The following is a 17,673-nucleotide window of genomic DNA, read 5'->3' on the forward strand; positions in this document are numbered from 1 at the left end:
CTTAAAAACTTTCTCTCTTATTTATTATTAAGAATATTACTCTACGTACTCAAACTCTACATCTGCTATTCTTACAGTATCTCCATCTTGAATTCCAGCTTCTCTCATTGCTTCTTCCATTCCTAAAGATCTCATCATATGTAAGAAGTTTACTATTGACTCATCATCCATAGTGATAACATATTTAGCTAGAACTCCATCTAATACTCTTCCTTCTACTACATATGTTCCCTCTTCATCTTGAGTGATAATGAAAGCTTCCTTATCTCCCTTGATCTCTCTTAAAACTTCATCTATATCAGCTTCATCTTCCAATGGCTCTCTGTCTATCTCTTCTAACATATTCCAGCTCTTATACAATACCTCTTTTATCCCTTCATTTAAAATTACAGATACAGGATAAACTTCATTCCCTTGAGCTTCAACATATGCTTTAAATTTATCATATTTTTCCATATCCCATAAAAGATCCATCTTATTAGCTAAAACTATCTGCTTTTTGTTAGCTAATTTTTCACTGAACTTTCTAAGCTCAGTATTGATCTTTTCATAGTCTTCTATGGCATCTCTTCCCTCTATCTCAGCCACATCTACTAAATGATAGATCATTTTACATCTCTCAATATGTCTTAAGAATTTATCTCCTAGACCTACCCCTTCATGTGCTCCTTCAATAAGTCCTGGTATATCAGCTATTACGAAAGATTTTCCCTCTTCCAATCTTACAACTCCCAATTTTGGCTCTAATGTTGTAAAGTGGTAACTTCCTACCTTTGAGTTTGCTGCAGAAACTTTATTTATAAAACTTGATTTTCCAACTGATGGATAACCTACCAGTGCTACATCAGCTATAAGTTTTAACTCTAATTTTACTTTTATCTCTGCTCCTTCTCTACCTTTTCCTGCTATTTTAGGAGTTTTTCTAACTGAAGATTTAAAGTGAACATTTCCTAATCCACCCTTTCCACCTCTAAGTAGTATTCTCTTCTCTCCCACTACATTTAAATCAAGTAAAAGTTTTCCAGTTTCAACATCTCTTACCTGTGTTCCAACAGGGACTTTAATTACTAAATCCGCTCCTGTTTTTCCATACATCTGTTTTTTCTGCCCATTTTCTCCATTTTGAGCTTTAAATAATTTTTTAAATTTAAAATCTATAAGTGTATTTATATTAGGATCAGCTACAAAGATTACACTTCCTCCATTTCCTCCATCTCCACCATCTGGACCACCGAACTGAACAAATTTCTCTCTTCTAAACGCAGCTGAACCATCTCCACCATTTCCTGCCTTGACAGTTATCACAACTTCATCTATAAACATTCAATACTCTCCTATACTATTTAATATTATCAATATATTTTACCTTATAATCTAATTTTTTTCAACATTTATTAAAATATTATTATTCATTTTAATAAAAATATTGAATTTCTATTAAAAAATGTATATAATATGTTATATATTGTTGTTATAAATACATAAAATACTGTTTTAGGAAGGTGAATTTTATGAAAAAAACTGTTGTTATCCTTGCTTCTATTTTATTAGCACAAAATGCTATGGCTTCTAAGGTAATTAACAAAGATGTTACTTTTACCGAAAAAACTTATGGTGTCTGCTCTACTGAGATGACCGTATCTGTAAAAGATGGTAAGATCGAGTCTTTCTCTGCAGTAAAAGGGTGTCCAGGTAACCTTGCTGCCATTGGAAAACTTTTACCAGGAATGGAAGTTACAAAAGTTATAGAATTACTAGATGACAACTATTGTTCAGGAGCTCCACTTGCAGGTTATACTTCTTGTATGGATAACCTTGTTGAAATGCTAAAAAAACATGTTACTGGAGAGGGAGAGGGACCTATGATTGAGATTAGAAAAGCTCAAAGGGCAGCTAAACTCAAAGTTGCATTCTCTGGACATGTTTGTAGTGGTTGTGGACTTTGTCAAGCTTCATTTTCTTAATACACTTTAATCTAGGAGGATTCATGAAAAAACTATTACTAAGCCTTATGGCTATATTTACAATAACTGCTGTTGCAGCTACTAAAGAGGGAACTGGTTTAGGATACAAAGATGATATCACTGTTTCTGTTGAAACAGAAGGAGATAAAATCGTTGCTATAAAAGTTATTAAAATGGAGGAAACTAAGAGAATTGCTGAACCTGCTATTGAAAAACTTACTGCAGAGATCATAGCTAAACAATCTGTAGAAGTTGATAATGTAGCTGGTGCTACTTATACTTCTGAAGGGTTCAAAGAAGCTGTAGCTGATGCTCTAAAAAAATAGTAATCACTTGAAACCCATATAATTTAAGAGAGGCTGTCAGAAAATACAGCCTCTCTTCTTATTTTATAAAATTCTATTATTTATCAAATTTGCTCTCATAATCCCAAATAGTTCTCAATATCTCTTCCATATCGTGTACCATTGGCATTCTAGGGTTAGCAGGTGTACATTGATCCTCATAAGCATTCATAGCCATTCTGTGGATTGCCTCATCCCAAGCCTCTTTTGATATTCCTTGAGATTTGATATTACTTACTACTCCTACTTTTTTACATAACTCTTCACAAGCATCAGCAAACATCTGTACCCCTTCAGCTGGAGTTCTAGGATTTAATCCTATTAATTGAGCTAATTCCATATATTTTACATCTGCTTTATAGTTCTCAATTTTAGGCCAGATATTTAATTTTGTAGGTATAGTACCATTGTATCTGATTACATGTGGTAATAAGATTCCATTTGTACGTCCATGAGGTATATGGAACTCTCCACCTATTTTATGAGCAAGTGAGTGGTTCATTCCTAAGAACGCATTAGCAAAAGCCATTCCTGCTATTGTAGAAGCATTATGCATCTTCTCTCTAGCACATGGATGTTTTGCTCCCTCTTTTACTGATGCCTCTAAGTAATCAAATACCAATTTAACTGCTTGTTTTGCCCATCCATCTGTAAAATCAGATGCTAATATAGAAACATATGCTTCAACTGCGTGAGTTAATACGTCTATTCCTGTATCTGCTGCTATACTAGCTGGTAAACTCATTACTAACTCTGGATCTACTATAGCAACTGTTGGTGTTAATGAATAATCTGTTAATGGATATTTTTTATTCTCTTTAGTATCTGTTATTACAGCAAATGGAGTTACTTCTGATCCAGTTCCTGAAGTTGTAGGAATACAAACTAACTTAGCTTTTTTTCCTAATTCTGGGAATCTGAATGCACGTTTTCTTATATCCATAAATTTTTGTTTTATATCATCAAAGTTTACTTCTGGATTTTCATATAGTAACCACATTACTTTAGCAGCATCCATTGGTGATCCTCCACCTAAAGCAATAATTGTATCTGGTTTAAAGTTATTCATTAATTCCAATCCTTTTTCTACTATATCAAAGCTTGGATCTGACTCAACATCAAAGAATAGCTCTATATCTACATTATCTCTTCTTCCTACTAATACATCTTCAATCTTTTTAACGTATCCTAAATTATACATTCCTCTATCAGTTATTATCATAACTTTTTTCATATCCTTCATATCTTGAAGATATTTTATTGAGTTTTTCTCAAAGTAAATTTTTGGTGGAAGTTTAACCCATTGCATATTATTATTACGTCTCCCTATTCTTTTGATATTTAATAAGTTTAATGCACTTACGTTATTAGAAACTGAGTTACGTCCATAAGATCCGCAACCTAATGTTAATGATGGAATAAATGCGTTGTATACAGATCCTACTCCTCCAAATGTTGATGGTGCATTCTCTATTATTCTTATAGCTTTACATTTAAATCCAAATCTTTTAGAGATCTCTGAATCTTGTGTGTGAATAGCTGCTGAGTGTCCTAAACCATTAAACTCTACCATTGCTGCTGCTTTATCAATTCCATCTTCAGTACTACTTGCTTTTAATACTGCTAATACTGGAGATAGTTTCTCTCTAGTTAAAGGCTCATTAACTCCTACCTCTTTACACTCTGCACAAATTATTTGAGTATCTTTTGGCACTTTAAATCCTGCTTGTTCTGCTATCCATGTAGCTGGTTTTCCTACTACCTCTGAGTTTAATTTTGCTCCACTTGCCTCTTCTGAATAAGCAGCTGCTCCAAACATAAACTTCTCTAATTTTATCTTTTCTTCAGCATTTACAAAGTATACTTTAAAACGCTTCATCTCATCTATAAACTCTTTATATATTTCATGATCAACAATAGCTGCTTGTTCTGAAGCACAAATCATACCATTGTCAAAAGATTTTGAAAGTATAATATCATTTACAGCTCTCTTTAAAACACATGATTTTTCAACATATGCTGGTACGTTTCCTGCTCCAACTCCCAATGCTGGTTTTCCACAAGAGTAAGCTGCTTTTACCATTGCATTTCCACCTGTTGCTAGTATTGTTGCAACTCCATCATGTTTCATCAAAGCTTCTGTTGCATACATAGATTTCATCTCTAGCCATTGTATACAGTTTTCTGGTGCTCCAGCTTTTACAGCTGCATCTCTTATTATTTTTGCTGCCATTGCTGAACACTCGTGTGCTGATGGGTGAAATGAAAATATTATTGGATTTCTTGTTTTTAATGATATTAATGATTTAAAAATTACAGTTGATGTTGGGTTTGTTGTTGGAACTATTCCACAAACTACTCCTACAGGCTCAGCTATCTCTGTTATTCCTGTAAGTTTATCTTCATTTATTACTCCAACTGTCTTTAAATGACGTAAGTTACTTGTTACATATTCACAAGCAAAAAGGTTTTTTACAGCCTTATCCTCAAAAACTCCTCTTCCTGTTTCTTTTACAGCTGCTTCTGCTAATATTCCATGTGCATCTAACCCAGCTACTGAACATTTTGCTACTATGTGATCTACTTGCTCTTGAGTAAATCCTTCAAACTCACTTAAAGCTTTTAATGCTTTTGTTACAAGCTCATCTACATGAATGTCTACTTGCTCATTTGTTAACTCAACTTGTGTATCAATAACTTTTTTCTCTGCCATTTATTTCCTCCATACCTATATCTTCTTGTTGTCTTCTACTTTACAATATTTAAATATAAATTACAAGAAACTTTTTTCAAAAAAATGAAATTGCACTTTTTTTATTCAAAATCAAGTTTATTTTTTAATCGTATTATTGAGTTTTTTGTTTTTTTATACCTTTAAAACCATTATTTTGATGTAGTTTTATATTTATAAAAAAAATTAAAATTTTGTCGAACAAATTTTAATCTGATAGTTTTCAAGAGAATTTTATCCCCCATTTTTTAAAAAAATTCTAGTAACTATTTGCTTATTAAGTTATAATAAATACAATATAAAAAATATCTTAAGGAGGAAGACAGTGTCAAAATTTGATAAAGTATATAGAGATATAGTTGAAACTATAGATAGAGATGGAATTTGGAGTTCTGGTAATGTGAGAACAAAATATGCTGATGGAACTCCAGCTCACTATAAAAGTTATATTGGTTATCAATTTAGATTGGATAATTCCACTGATGAAGCCCATCTTATTACAACTAGATTCGCACCTAACAAGGCTCCAATCAGAGAGTTATATTGGATTTGGATTATGCAATCAAATAGTGTTGAAGAGTTAAACAAGCTAAAATGTAAATTTTGGGATGAATGGAAAATGGAAGATGGTACAATTGGAAAAGCCTATGGTTATCAGGTTGCCAAGAAAACTTTTGGCTATAAAAGTCAGTTGGATTATATCATCAATGAGATCAAAAAAAATCCTAACAGTAGAAGAATTATGACAGAGATTTGGATCCCAGAGGAACTGGATCAAATGGCATTAACTCCTTGTGTACACCTTACTCAATGGAGTGTTATCGGAAATAAACTCTACTTAGAAGTTAGACAGAGAAGTTGTGATGTTGCTCTTGGATTAGTTGCCAATGTATTCCAATACTCTGTTTTACATAAATTAGTAGCAATGGAATGCGGACTCGAACCTGCAGATATCATCTGGAATATTCATAATGTACATATTTATGATAGACATATGCCAATGCTTTTAGATCAGATTAAGAAAGAGGAGTTTCAAGGGGCAACTCTAAAGATTGAAAACTTTACATCTATCTATGATTTTAAACCTGATGATGTTGTTATTGAAAACTATAACCATGGTGATAAAATTTCTTATGAGGTGGCTATCTAATGAAAAAAACTGAAGTTAATATGATTGTTTGTGTTGCTGAAAATAATCTAATTGGTGATAAGACTCCTGAAGGAAATGGATTACTTTGGCACTCTAAAGAGGAGCTAACTTACTACAAAGAAAAAACTATTGGAAATGTAGTAGTTTTTGGAAAAAATACAGCTAAATGTGTTCCACTTGAACTTATGAAAAAAAATAGAGAGGTTATCGTTATCTCTTCAAAGGATAATTTTGATGAAATAGTTAAAAAATACGAAGGCACAGGTAAGAGTATTTTTATCTGTGGTGGAGCTATGGTATATGAATCATATATAAAGAACTACCCATTAGATAATATCTATATTTCAAAATTAAAACCTCATATTGAGGTTAAAAAAGCTAAAACTCCACTATTTTTTCCAGATGTTGAAAAGTATGGATATAAACTTGTAAACTCTGTTGAATATAGTGATTTTACAGCTTGTACATATAAAAAATAATATTATTATTAACAATATAAAAAGGTGCGAGACAATAATTGTTTCACACCTTTTTTATTTCTATTATTTTTAAAATGATGGTGGAGTAGATACCCACAGAATTTGTGCTACTCCCTTTGCACAATTTGAAATATAATGGTTCTTTCCAGAGTTATAGTAAAAAGATTCACCTTTTTTAGCTTTAAATATTTTATCTCCAAGATGAATATTTACTTCACCTTCTAATACATAGCCAAACTCCTGTCCATCATGAGCAATCTCCTCTTTATATCTTCCACCCTCTTCCAGTGTCAATAAAATTGGTTCCATCTGATTTTTTTGAGCATTCGGAATTATCCATTCCACCTTATACTTTAATTTGGGATCACTCACTTCAAAAGCATCATCTAAATTAAAGACAATTTTTTCATCTGTATCATCACTAAAAAACTCTCTCAAATTAGTTCCCAATCCCTCTAAAATATCTGCAAGATTAGTTATAGATGGTGACGTCAAATCTCTTTCCACCTGTGATATAAAACCTTTTGATAGCTCACAACGACTTGCTAGTTCATCTTGAGTTAAATATTTTTCCTGTCTTAATCTTTTTATTTTTTTTCCTATCTCCATTTTTTATCTCCCTCAATCCTCAGTATATATAGTATATTCTATTTATCGCTAAAAATCAATTGGAACCATAAAAATGGAAAATTCTACTATAATCTAAACAATAGATCATAATATGTAGGAATAGGCCATACAGTTTTGTCTACCAATAGCTCTAATGCATCTACAACTACTCTCATCTCATTCAGTACAGGAACAAGTGTTGAATGATAATAACAAGCTCTCTCATACTCATCAGCTATGCTCATAGCTTTTTTCAATCCTTCATTTAGCTCTGTTATTGTATTTTTTAACTGATTCTTAAATCCAATTACTTTTATCAAGTGTTCCTTATCAAACTGAATAAAATCCTCCTCTTGAAGAGCCTCTCTAACACTATTAATCATCTGAGAAATATTAGTTATATACTTTATGATACAAGGGTATATCTCATTTCTTGCCATTCTTATAGCTGTTGAAATCTCTATATTTGTCTGTTTATTATATCTGTCACTGTATACTTTAAATCTTGAATACAATTCATTTCTTGAAAGTACTCCATTTCTTTCAAAAAGTTCCACAGTCTCTTCTCTAATGTATACTGGAATACCCTCTACTGTATTCTTTAAATTTGATAGTCCCAATTCTTGAGCCTTCACTATCCAAGAGTTTTCATACCCATTTCCATTGAATATTATTCTCTTATGAAGATTATATCTCTCTTTTATCAATTTTATTACATATTTATTTATATTCTTAGTTGGATCTGTCTTTTCTAAAACATCTGCATACTCTTTTAAAATATCTGCTACAATTGTATTTATCATAAATACAGGTGTTGAAGCAGAGGCACTAGATCCAGGCATTCTAAATTCAAATTTATTTCCTGTAAAAGCAAAAGGAGATGTTCTATTTCTATCTGATAAGTCTTTAGCTATTTTAGGTATTCTAACTCCCATATCAATTGTCTCTGTAGTATCTGCAGATTCCATAAAATCAGCTTTTCCTATATTTTCAAACAACTCTTGTAACTGTTCTCCTAAGAATATAGAGATTACAGCTGGAGGAGCTTCGTGTCCACCTAATCTATGATCATTTCCCGGTGTTGCTGTACATGCTCTTAAAACATCTGCATATCTATCAATACCCTCTACTACAGCCATAGTATATAAAAGGAATTGTAGATTGTCAGGAGTCAAATTATCTGGATCAAATAAGTTTATTCCTGTATCTGTTGCTAGAGACCAGTTACAGTGTTTTCCAGATCCATTTACACCTTGGAATGGTTTTTCATGTAACAATGCTGCTAATCCATGTCTATTTGCCACTTTTTTTATTGTATCCATAGCTAAATGGTTCTGATCTACAGAAACATTTGCTGTTGTAAACATAAGTGCTATCTCAAACTGGTTTGGTGCTACTTCATTGTGTTTTGTCTTTGCCATTACTCCCAATTTCCAAAGTTCAGAGTCAAGCTCTGACATAAATACTTCAACTCTCTCTTTTATTGTTCCATAGTAATGGTCATTCATCTCCTGCCCTTTTGGTGGAAGATTTCCAAATAGTGTTCTTCCTGCTAAGGCTAAATCCTGTCTTCTATCCCAAAACTCTTTCTCTACTAAAAAATACTCTTGTTCTACCCCTAAAGTTACATTTATATGTTTTGTATCATAATCTCCTAATAACTTTTGAATTCTTAAAGCTTGTGATTCAACTGATTTTATCGATCTTAAAAGAGGAACTTTTTTATCAAGGGCTTCTCCATTATATCCTACAAATGCAGTTGGAATATATAGAGATTTTGTTACCCCTTCCCCTTTTATAAACATAGGAGAACTTGTATCCCAAGCTGTATATCCACGTGCTTCAAATGTTGATCTTAATCCACCATTTGGAAACGAAGATGTATCAGCTTCACCTTTTATTAGATCTTTTCCAGAAAATTGAGACATAATTGTCCCTTCAGAAGTGACAGAAATGAAAGATTCGTGCTTTTCAGCAGTTAATTCAGTAAGTGGTTGGAACCAGTGAGTAAAATGTGTTGCTCCTTTTTCAGTTGCCCAGCTTTTCACAGCATTAGCTATGACATCTGCAACCTCCAAAGACATCTCAGCATCTCCTAATTGGACAGCTTTAAACTTCTTGAATATAGAGCTCGGCACCCTGCTCTTTAACTCAAGTTCTGAGAAATAATTAACACCAAATATTTCTAGCATTGTGTTCATTAAAAAAATCCTCCTTATTTTTATAAAATTAAATAACAATTCTTTTGCTTTTTAACTTTTTGAATAACTTTTATAACTACACTGTTTAATTTTATTAATAGAAATTTTAGCATATGTTCATAATATAATCAACATCTTTTTTCTCATAAATTTATATTTTTTATTTATCAAAAAAATTGAAAAAAAATTCAAAATAAGTTATAATTTTAATTAGTTATATAGGATTAAAAGGGGTGCTTTTTTAATGGAATTTTTATCGGGCAAATGTGCTTACGAAGGTATAGTTATTGGGGAGATTTACGTAGAGAAAGATACTTATTTAGAACCTGAAAAAGAAATTGTTTCTTTTGATGAAATTTCAACTGAATTGCAAAGATTTCAAGAATCCTTAAAAAAAGCTGAGCTATCTCTAGTAGTTCTAAAAAATGATTTAGATGGAAAAATCGATAAAAAAGAACTTTCAATGATAGATGCTCATATTCTACTGTTAAGAGATCCTTTATACATTTCTGATATAAAAAAATGTATTCAAAACAAGCAAAAAAAATCAGAATATGCTATAATTGAAACTACAGAAAAATTTATTAAACTTTTTGAGAATATAGACAGTCCTATATATAGACAGAGAGGATTGGATATTAAAGATGTTTGTAACAGACTCCTAGATACTCTTAAAAGTGAAAACGAAGGATATAAAAACTTTCATAATAAAATTTTAATAACTAAGGAGATCTACCCTACAAAGTTACTAAAATTACATAGAGATGGCATACATATCAAGGGGATTATAATGGAGTATGGTGGTGAAACTTCACACGTTGCTATTTTAGCAAAAGCTCTTAAAATTCCTACTCTTATGGGTGTTGCTGATATCTTTAGCCACAATTGGAGTGAAACAGTTATCTTAGATACTACTGAAGAAGCTGGATATGTTATTACCAACCCTAATAATGAAGATATTCTTAATTACGAGTTTAAACAAAGAGAATTCAAAGAGAGATTGAAGACAATTAAAGATAATAGTTATCTTCCTTCTGTTACAAAAGATGGTGTTCCTATAAATTTATATCTAAATCTAGGGGATAGTAACCACCATAAATTAAAAGAAGTTGATAGAAGTAAGGTGTCTGGTGTTGGACTTTTAAGAACTGAATTACTCTATATGAACAGATCTAAATTTCCTTCTGAAGATACACAATTTAAGATTTATAAAGATGTTTTAAAAGACTTTTCAAAAGAACAACCTATTATTATCAGAACTCTTGATATTGGTGCTGATAAACAACTTTCCTATTTTCAAATGCAAAATGAAACCAATCCATTTTTAGGTTTACGTGGAATTAGATTTTCATTGGAGAACAAGGAGATCTTTAAAACTCAACTTAGAGCTATTCTAAGACTATCTGCTGAAAAAAATATAAAAATAATGTACCCTATGATCACTTCTATTTTGGAAGTTAGGGAGGCTAATAGTATTTTAAATGTAGCTAAGTCTGAATTGAAAAATGAAAATATCCCATTTAATGAGAATATTGAAGTTGGTATTATGGTTGAAGTTCCATCTGTTGTCATGATGGCTGAGGCTTTTGCTAAAGAAGTAGATTTTTTTAGTGTTGGAACAAATGATCTGACACAATATATATTAGCTACTGACAGGCTATCTGAAACAGTTAACAACCTTTATAGTGGTTATAATCCTGCAGTTTTACGTGCTATTTACCATTTGAAAAAAGCAGCAGATAAATACAACAAAAAAATCTCTGTCTGTGGTGAACTAGCTAGTGAATCTAAGGCTATTGTAGCTCTTTTGAGTATGGGAATTAAAGATTTAAGTATGGTTGAAACATCTATTCTACACGCTAAATTTTTAATAAGAAATCTTAATTATAAAGAGATTCAAGATATTCGAGATTCTATTTTAGAGTGTGATTCAGCTGAAGAAGTTGAAAATATTCTAAAAAAACATATTAATTTTTAAGTACAGGAGATTTTTTTATTATGAAAAGTAAAATAGTTGAAATAAAAAACAAAGCTGGATTACATGCAAGACCCTCTTCTCTTTTTGTACAATTGGTTACAGAGTACGATTCAGATATTACAGTAAAATGTGATGATGAAGAGATTAACGGAAAGAGTATAATGGGGCTTATGCTACTAGCTGCTGAACAGGGTAGAAAACTTGAGCTTATTGCTGATGGCCCTGACGAAGATGAGATGCTAGAAGCACTAGTTGATCTTATTGAAGTAAAAAAATTTAACGAGGATTAAAATAATGGAGATAATTAGAGCTAAACACATGGGATTTTGCTTCGGTGTAAGTGGAGCTATCAATATCTGTAATAAGATTTCTGAAGATGAGAGTAATTTTGGAAAGAGAACATATATTTTAGGTATGTTAGTTCATAATGAGCATGTAGTTAAAAACTTGGAGGAGCAAGGTTTTAAAATAGTTGAAGAGAGTGCAATTTTAGAAGGAAGAGATGAACTGCAAGAGGGAGATATTGTAATTATTAGAGCTCATGGAACCTCTGAAAAAATCTTCCAGATTCTAAAAGATAAAAAGGTAGAGATACATGATGCAACTTGTGTTTTTGTAACACAAATTAGAAAAACACTTGTAGAAATGGAAAAAAAAGGGTATGATATATTATTTATAGGAGATAAAAATCATCCTGAAGTAAAGGGAATTGTCTCTTTTGGTAAAAGGGTAACTATTTGTAATGATTTAGAAGAATTACTAAGTATAACTCTTGATCCTAATAAAAAATATTGTCTTCTTACTCAAACAACATTAAATAAGAAAAAGCTTGAAAAAATTAAAAGTTACATAAAAGAAAATTATTCAAATGTAGAGATATTAGATAAAGTCTGTGGAGCTACACAGGTGAGACAAGAGGCAGTGGAAGAATTGGCTCAAATAGTTGACTTGCTAATTGTCATAGGTGGTAAAACTAGTTCTAATACTAAAAAATTGTATGATATCGCTACTAGCTACAATCCTAATACATATCTTATTCAAGATGAAACTGACTTGAAAAAAGAGTGGTTTCAAGGAAAGGAAAAGATCGGTATTACAGCTGGAGCCTCAACACCGGAAGAAATAGTAATTAAAATAGAAAACCAAATAAGGGGGATTCATTAATGTACAATAATAACGAAAATTATGATGAATTTGAAGCTCTGCTAAACGAATACTTACCAGCAGAGGAAAAAACAAGGGTAAGAGCTACTGGTATCATAGCACAAAGAGATAGAAACTTTGCTTATCTTGATGTTCAAGGACAACCTACTAGTGTTAGAGTAAAAAACGAAGAACTTTCAGCTTATAATATAGGTGACGAGGTCGAAATTCTTTTAGTTGGAGAAACAGAAGATGGTGAGTTCATCATTGGTTCTAGAAAAAGAATTGATATGGAAAATAGTCTAAAACAATTAGAAGATGCTTTTGAGAAAAAAGAGATAGTAACTGGTAAAATTGTTAGAAGAATTAAAGGTGGATATATGGTAGAAGCTTTATTCCATCAAGGATTCTTACCTAACTCTCTATCTGAAATAAATATGAAAGATGGAGATAGTTTTATAGGTAAAGAGGTACAACTTCTAATAAAAGATATACAATTAGATAAAGATAAAAAATCTAAGAAAATAACTTTCTCAAGAAAGGATATAACTCTTCAAAAAGAAGAGCAAGAGTTTTCTCAATTAAAAGTGGGAGATGTTGTTGAGGCAGTTGTAACTGATATTTTAGATTTTGGTTTATCTGTTAAGATAGGTCATTTGAGAGGTTTTGTTCATATTTCTGAAATCTCTTGGAAAAAACTAGAAAAACTTACTGATGAGTTCAAAAAAGGAGATATAATCAAAGGACAGATAATATCTCTTGAAGCTGAAAAGAAAAATATAAAACTTTCAATAAAAGCTTTAACTAGAAATCCTTGGGAAGTTACTGCTGAAACTGTTGGTATAGATTCAGTTGTAGAAGGTAAAGTTACTAAATTACTTCCTTATGGAGTTTTTGTTGAAATAGCTGATGGAGTAGAGGGACTTATCCACATGTCTGACTTTACTTGGAATAAAAAGAGAGTAAATCTTGGAGAGTTTGTACAAGTTGGAGATACTGTTAAAGTTAGAGTTCTTGAGTTTGTTCCTGAAGAGAGAAAATTAAAATTAGGAATCAAACAACTTCATGAAAATCCTTGGGATTCTGCTGAAGAGAGATTCGCTATAGGTAAAGAGTTATCTGCAAAAGTTTTAGATGTTAAACCTTTTGGATTATTTGCAGAAGTTGAGCCTGGTGTTGATGTGTTTATACACCAATCAGATTATAATTGGCAAGGAGAAGCTGCTAAAAAATTCTCAGTTGGAGATACTGTTACTTTTAAAGTAATTGAACTAAATTTAGATGATAACAAAATCAAAGGAAGTATTAAAGCTTTAACTAAGAGTCCTTGGGAATTAGCTCTTGAAAACTACAAAGTTGGACAAACTATTGAAAAAGAGATTAAAAATATAATGGACTTTGGATTATTTGTAAACTTAAGCAAGGGTGTTGATGGATTTATTCCAGCACAAATGGCTTCTAAAGATTTTATAAAAAATCTAAAAGATAGATTTAAAGTTGGAGATAAAATTAAAGCTCAAATAGTTGAAATAGATAAAGATAAACAAAGAATAAAACTTTCAGCTAAAAAAATAGAGTTAGAAGAAGAGAAGAGAGAAAATCAAGAACTTCTTTCTAAATATGGAACTTCATCTACTGAAGAATAATATTTTTAGTTAAAAATAGATAGTGTATCAGGATTTCTTATATGAACCCTGATACACTATTTTTTCATAAAACTCTTTTTCCAATACTTTTTTTTGTAACCTTTTAGACATAATTAAGTTGTATAATCAAAACATAATAAATCTTTCCCCAAGATATTTTAATATAGATTAGTAAAAATAACAGATCCAAAAGGTCTGTTATTTTTATTTTCTTCACTTTTTATCAAAAACTATTTATTTCATCATACTCCTCTGGCGTATCTATATCCATAAACTCTATCTTTCTAGAAAATTCAACATATACTACCATTGCAGATCTTTTTATAACCTCTCTTCCTCCTACATCTCCAGAAAGAGATAACAACTCGCTTTTTTTACTCTCTGGAAAAAATACTGGTGAAAAATTTTCTCCTTGAGCCTTTGGAATAGTTATATATCCATATCTTTGAAAATTATAATAAAGTTTAAGTATGCTCTCTTTTGATAGTAATGGCTGATCTCCAGTAAAAAAAACTACTCCCTCTCCTTGAGAGTTTTTTATTCCCAATTTTATACTTTCACTCTGTCCAAAACTAGCTTTTAAATTCTCTAAATACGTAAAATTATATAGTTCTGTTATCCTCTTTATCCACTCCTCTCTTCCACAGACATAGACATTATAAAATGGTAAGTTACTCAATTTATCCAATGTGTAACCTAAAATTGTAGTATCTCTATAAGGAAGTTTTAACTTATCTTGACCCATTCGTTTAGAAAAACCTGAAGCCATAACAATAGCATCTGTGGGTTTAAATTTAAATATATTTTTCTCCTTAACAGAACCTAGAATAAATTCATATGTAGCATTTAATTGATTACAAATTTTCAAAGCTAATGAAAATTTCTCAAGATATTTCTTCCCGTCAATTCCATTGAGAAATATATATTTTTTTCCTGATGAGTAATTTTTAAAAAACTCTCCCTTTTGTATATAGTCAATAATGAATTTTTCCGTTGCTCTCTCTCCTATAAAATTATAAAAATTATCTTTAAATATCTCAAATCTATGTATATTCTCCTCTTTTAACTCCAGCTCTCCTATATCTAAATTAACAACTCCTATTACTTTGGTTGTTATTGTAGGGATACAAGGTTCATAACTGTTCCAAGATTTCAATATCTTTCTCTTTGCTCCATCACCCTCAATTAGAACAAAGTCAAAATTATTTTTGATATTCATTATCTCCTCTTCAGATAACCCCTCTATCTTTCCATCTATAATTTTTTTACCATAAACATAGATATTTTTAAACTCTCCTTTTATTCTTTTTCCTTCAACGACTAACTCCTCAAAATTTTCTCTCTCTGGAACAAATATCTTGGTAGTTGTAGTCACTAGTACTCTCCCAATTTTAGCTAACTCTCTTGCTAAAAAAAACATCAAAGAACTCTTTCCTCCAGCTCCTGTAATTGTAATTATATCGTCTTTTTTTATATCTAATCCTTCTAACATCTCACATTTCCTTTGTTTTTCTTATATTGTAAAACATTAAAAAAAAATAGTCCATATTTTTTAAAAATATATTGACAATTCTGTAAAAAAGTTATATTATAACTCTAATAAGAAATAACCATCAAGAGAAACTGAGGGACTGGCCCAGAGATGTTTCAGCAACCTGCCCAATGGTGTGGTGCTAATTCCAGACAGATGGATAGAACTAGTCGTGTACAAAGTCTATTAAATCTCTAATTCCTTGATGGCATTAGAGATTTTTTTTATAGGAGGAAAAATGATAGAGATACAGAATATTAACAAAATATATCCCAATGGATATCATGCTGTAAAAAATGTTTCTTTAGAGATTAAAACAGGAGATATTTTTGGAATAATAGGTCTTAGTGGAGCTGGAAAATCATCTCTTATCAGACTTATAAATAGGTTAGAGGAGCCTACAAATGGAAAAATAATAATAGATGGTGTGGATATTACTGCTCTTTCTAAAGACAAATTGCTAGAGAGAAGAAAAAAAATAGGAATGATCTTCCAACACTTTAATCTCCTTGCCTCTAGAACAGTGGGAGAAAATATAGCTTTCTCTTTAGAGATAGCCAATTGGAAAAAATCTGACATAGATAAAAGAGTTACTGAGCTTTTAGAACTGGTAGAATTGAGTGACAAGAGAGATTACTACCCCTCTCAGCTCTCTGGTGGACAGAAACAGAGAGTTGCTATTGCTAGAGCACTAGCTAATAATCCTGATGTTCTATTATCTGACGAGGCTACTTCAGCCTTAGATCCAAAAACAACTAAATCAATACTTGAATTGATTAAAAATATTCAGAAAAAATTTAATTTAACTGTTATTATGATAACTCATCAAATGGAGGTAATTAGAGATATTTGTAATAAAGTGGCTGTAATGACTGCTGGAGAAATTGTTGAATCTGGAAGTGTCCACCACATCTTTGCTAACCCTCAAACTGAGATTACCAAAGAGTTGATCTCTTATCTTCCAGGTACAGAAGAGAAGGGAATTGACATTATGAAAACTCGTGGAAAATCTATTCTTAGACTTGAATTTTTAGGAACAATTGCTGATGAACCTATTATTTCTAAGGCAGTGAGAACATTTAATATTGATTTTAGTATCATAGGTGGTTCTATAGATCATCTTTCAACTATGAAGGTTGGTCACCTCTTTATAGAATTATCTGGAAATATGGAGCAACAAAAAGAAGCTATTCAATGGTTTAAAAATGAAGCTGGAGTATTAACTGAGGTGATATACAATGGTATTTAATATGATTTTAACTTCTACATTAGAAACTTTATATATGGTTATTCTCTCTACTTTTTTCTCTCTTTTAATTGGATTTCCAATTGGAATTCTCCTAACTATTACAAAAGAGGGAAATATACTAGAATATCCACGTTTTAATAAGATTTTAGATTTTACTATCAATACTTTTAGATCTTTTCCCTTTATTATTCTTATGATACTGCTATTTCCTTTATCTAGAGTAATTGTGGGAACTACAATAGGAAGTACTGCAGCAGTTGTTCCTCTCTCTATATCTGCAGCCCCTTTTGTTGCTAGAATGGTAGAAGGTGCATTAAATGAAGTAGATAAAGGACTTATTGAAGCTAGTTCAAGTATGGGAGCTAATAACTGGACTATAATATTCAAAGTCATGATTCCTGAAACTCTCCCTCATATTGTTCATGGTATTACTATAACAATAATAAGTCTTGTTGGTTTTTCTGCAATGGCAGGAACAATTGGAGCAGGTGGTTTAGGAGACCTAGCTATTAGATTTGGTTATCAAAGATTTAAAATGGATATTATGATATATTCAGTAATTGTTATAATCATTCTGGTTCAAATTTTACAATCTTTAGGAAATTATATTGTTAACAAGCTTAAAAAAAATAGATAATAATATAAAAA

The 17,673-nt window shown here is 31.2% G+C and carries 15 protein-coding genes and 1 riboswitch; of the genes, 10 read left to right on the plus strand and 5 right to left on the minus strand.

Annotated features, from left to right (window positions below):
* Window positions 1–36: 36 nt before the first annotated feature.
* Window positions 37–1,323, minus strand: coding sequence for a GTPase ObgE (gene obgE / locus ABNK64_RS00540; RefSeq protein WP_349763133.1), 1,287 nt, complete (start codon window positions 1,321–1,323; stop codon window positions 37–39).
* A gap of 188 nt (window positions 1,324–1,511) precedes the next feature.
* Between obgE and ABNK64_RS00545 the strand changes: the two genes are divergently transcribed.
* Together ABNK64_RS00545 and ABNK64_RS00550 are read left to right on the plus strand one after the other, a co-directional pair.
* Complete coding sequence (locus ABNK64_RS00545) at window positions 1,512–1,964, plus strand: TSCPD domain-containing protein (protein WP_291256411.1); 453 nt, start codon at window positions 1,512–1,514, stop codon at window positions 1,962–1,964.
* Window positions 1,965–1,987: 23 nt separating this feature from the next.
* A complete protein-coding gene (locus tag ABNK64_RS00550) occupies window positions 1,988–2,290 on the plus strand; it encodes an FMN-binding protein (RefSeq protein WP_300340637.1) in 303 nt (100 codons plus the stop codon).
* Between the two features lie 76 nt (window positions 2,291–2,366).
* On the opposite strand, the gene adhE is transcribed toward ABNK64_RS00550, so the two are convergent.
* Complete coding sequence (gene adhE / locus ABNK64_RS00555) at window positions 2,367–5,021, minus strand: bifunctional acetaldehyde-CoA/alcohol dehydrogenase (protein ID WP_300340640.1); 2,655 nt, start codon at window positions 5,019–5,021, stop codon at window positions 2,367–2,369.
* A gap of 343 nt (window positions 5,022–5,364) precedes the next feature.
* On the opposite strand from adhE, the gene thyA reads away from it, so the two are divergent.
* On the plus strand, window positions 5,365–6,189 hold the full coding sequence (gene thyA, locus ABNK64_RS00560; protein WP_349763135.1) for a thymidylate synthase: 825 nt from the start codon (window positions 5,365–5,367) through the stop codon (window positions 6,187–6,189).
* Window positions 6,189–6,668, plus strand: coding sequence for a dihydrofolate reductase (locus tag ABNK64_RS00565; RefSeq protein ID WP_349763136.1), 480 nt, complete (start codon window positions 6,189–6,191; stop codon window positions 6,666–6,668). The genes thyA and ABNK64_RS00565 overlap by 1 nt, the downstream gene beginning before the upstream one ends.
* Window positions 6,669–6,737: 69 nt before the next feature.
* Here ABNK64_RS00565 and ABNK64_RS00570 read toward each other — a convergent pair whose 3' ends face one another.
* Complete coding sequence (locus ABNK64_RS00570) at window positions 6,738–7,277, minus strand: helix-turn-helix domain-containing protein (protein ID WP_291256416.1); 540 nt, start codon at window positions 7,275–7,277, stop codon at window positions 6,738–6,740.
* A gap of 86 nt (window positions 7,278–7,363) precedes the next feature.
* Entirely contained in the window at window positions 7,364–9,478 is a 2,115-nt protein-coding gene (locus tag ABNK64_RS00575) for a glutamine synthetase III family protein (RefSeq protein WP_300389243.1), read from the minus strand.
* Between the two features lie 244 nt (window positions 9,479–9,722).
* On the opposite strand from ABNK64_RS00575, the gene ptsP reads away from it, so the two are divergent.
* From ptsP to ABNK64_RS00595, 4 genes are read left to right on the plus strand one after another with little or no spacing between them, the layout of a single operon-like run.
* The gene (gene ptsP / locus ABNK64_RS00580) at window positions 9,723–11,456 is read left to right on the plus strand and encodes a phosphoenolpyruvate--protein phosphotransferase (protein ID WP_349763137.1); all 1,734 of its coding nucleotides are present in this window, start codon (window positions 9,723–9,725) and stop codon (window positions 11,454–11,456) included.
* Window positions 11,457–11,476: 20 nt separating this feature from the next.
* The gene (locus tag ABNK64_RS00585) at window positions 11,477–11,746 is read left to right on the plus strand and encodes an HPr family phosphocarrier protein (protein ID WP_300340649.1); all 270 of its coding nucleotides are present in this window, start codon (window positions 11,477–11,479) and stop codon (window positions 11,744–11,746) included.
* A gap of 4 nt (window positions 11,747–11,750) precedes the next feature.
* On the plus strand, window positions 11,751–12,620 hold the full coding sequence (ispH, locus tag ABNK64_RS00590; protein ID WP_349763138.1) for a 4-hydroxy-3-methylbut-2-enyl diphosphate reductase: 870 nt from the start codon (window positions 11,751–11,753) through the stop codon (window positions 12,618–12,620).
* Window positions 12,620–14,245: a 30S ribosomal protein S1 gene (locus ABNK64_RS00595; protein WP_300389239.1), complete on the plus strand. Its 1,626-nt coding sequence runs from the start codon at window positions 12,620–12,622 to the stop codon at window positions 14,243–14,245. Before ispH ends, ABNK64_RS00595 begins: the two co-directional genes overlap by 1 nt.
* A 223-nt stretch (window positions 14,246–14,468) precedes the next feature.
* On the opposite strand, the gene yqeC is transcribed toward ABNK64_RS00595, so the two are convergent.
* On the minus strand, window positions 14,469–15,737 hold the full coding sequence (gene yqeC / locus ABNK64_RS00600; RefSeq protein WP_349763139.1) for a selenium cofactor biosynthesis protein YqeC: 1,269 nt from the start codon (window positions 15,735–15,737) through the stop codon (window positions 14,469–14,471).
* 115 nt (window positions 15,738–15,852) lie between these two features.
* A riboswitch (SAM riboswitch) is annotated at window positions 15,853–15,939 on the plus strand.
* A 75-nt stretch (window positions 15,940–16,014) separates the two neighbouring features.
* Here yqeC and ABNK64_RS00605 point away from each other — a divergent pair.
* Complete coding sequence (locus ABNK64_RS00605; RefSeq protein WP_300340660.1) at window positions 16,015–17,025, plus strand: methionine ABC transporter ATP-binding protein; 1,011 nt, start codon at window positions 16,015–16,017, stop codon at window positions 17,023–17,025.
* Window positions 17,015–17,662 carry a methionine ABC transporter permease gene (locus tag ABNK64_RS00610; protein ID WP_349763140.1) on the plus strand — a complete coding sequence of 216 codons (648 nt, stop codon included), beginning with the start codon at window positions 17,015–17,017 and terminating at the stop codon, window positions 17,660–17,662. Before ABNK64_RS00605 ends, ABNK64_RS00610 begins: the two co-directional genes overlap by 11 nt.
* Window positions 17,663–17,673 lie beyond the last annotated feature (11 nt).

Source organism: Fusobacterium sp. SYSU M8D902, from assembly GCF_040199715.1.
GTDB lineage: Bacteria > Fusobacteriota > Fusobacteriia > Fusobacteriales > Fusobacteriaceae > Fusobacterium_A.

What these genes read in the sequence shown, in the direction of transcription:
- obgE (WP_349763133.1), bottom strand. Translation starts at nt 1,323, where the DNA reads ATGTTTATAGATGAAGTTGTGATAACTGTCAAGGCAGGAAATGGTGGA.
- ABNK64_RS00545 (WP_291256411.1), top strand. Translation starts at nt 1,512, where the DNA reads ATGAAAAAAACTGTTGTTATCCTTGCTTCTATTTTATTAGCACAAAAT.
- ABNK64_RS00550 (WP_300340637.1), top strand. Translation starts at nt 1,988, where the DNA reads ATGAAAAAACTATTACTAAGCCTTATGGCTATATTTACAATAACTGCT.
- adhE (WP_300340640.1), bottom strand. Translation starts at nt 5,021, where the DNA reads ATGGCAGAGAAAAAAGTTATTGATACACAAGTTGAGTTAACAAATGAG.
- ABNK64_RS00565 (WP_349763136.1), top strand. Translation starts at nt 6,189, where the DNA reads ATGAAAAAAACTGAAGTTAATATGATTGTTTGTGTTGCTGAAAATAAT.
- ABNK64_RS00570 (WP_291256416.1), bottom strand. Translation starts at nt 7,277, where the DNA reads ATGGAGATAGGAAAAAAAATAAAAAGATTAAGACAGGAAAAATATTTA.
- ABNK64_RS00575 (WP_300389243.1), bottom strand. Translation starts at nt 9,478, where the DNA reads ATGAACACAATGCTAGAAATATTTGGTGTTAATTATTTCTCAGAACTT.
- ptsP (WP_349763137.1), top strand. Translation starts at nt 9,723, where the DNA reads ATGGAATTTTTATCGGGCAAATGTGCTTACGAAGGTATAGTTATTGGG.
- ABNK64_RS00585 (WP_300340649.1), top strand. Translation starts at nt 11,477, where the DNA reads ATGAAAAGTAAAATAGTTGAAATAAAAAACAAAGCTGGATTACATGCA.
- ispH (WP_349763138.1), top strand. Translation starts at nt 11,751, where the DNA reads ATGGAGATAATTAGAGCTAAACACATGGGATTTTGCTTCGGTGTAAGT.
- ABNK64_RS00595 (WP_300389239.1), top strand. Translation starts at nt 12,620, where the DNA reads ATGTACAATAATAACGAAAATTATGATGAATTTGAAGCTCTGCTAAAC.
- yqeC (WP_349763139.1), bottom strand. Translation starts at nt 15,737, where the DNA reads ATGTTAGAAGGATTAGATATAAAAAAAGACGATATAATTACAATTACA.
- ABNK64_RS00605 (WP_300340660.1), top strand. Translation starts at nt 16,015, where the DNA reads ATGATAGAGATACAGAATATTAACAAAATATATCCCAATGGATATCAT.
- ABNK64_RS00610 (WP_349763140.1), top strand. Translation starts at nt 17,015, where the DNA reads ATGGTATTTAATATGATTTTAACTTCTACATTAGAAACTTTATATATG.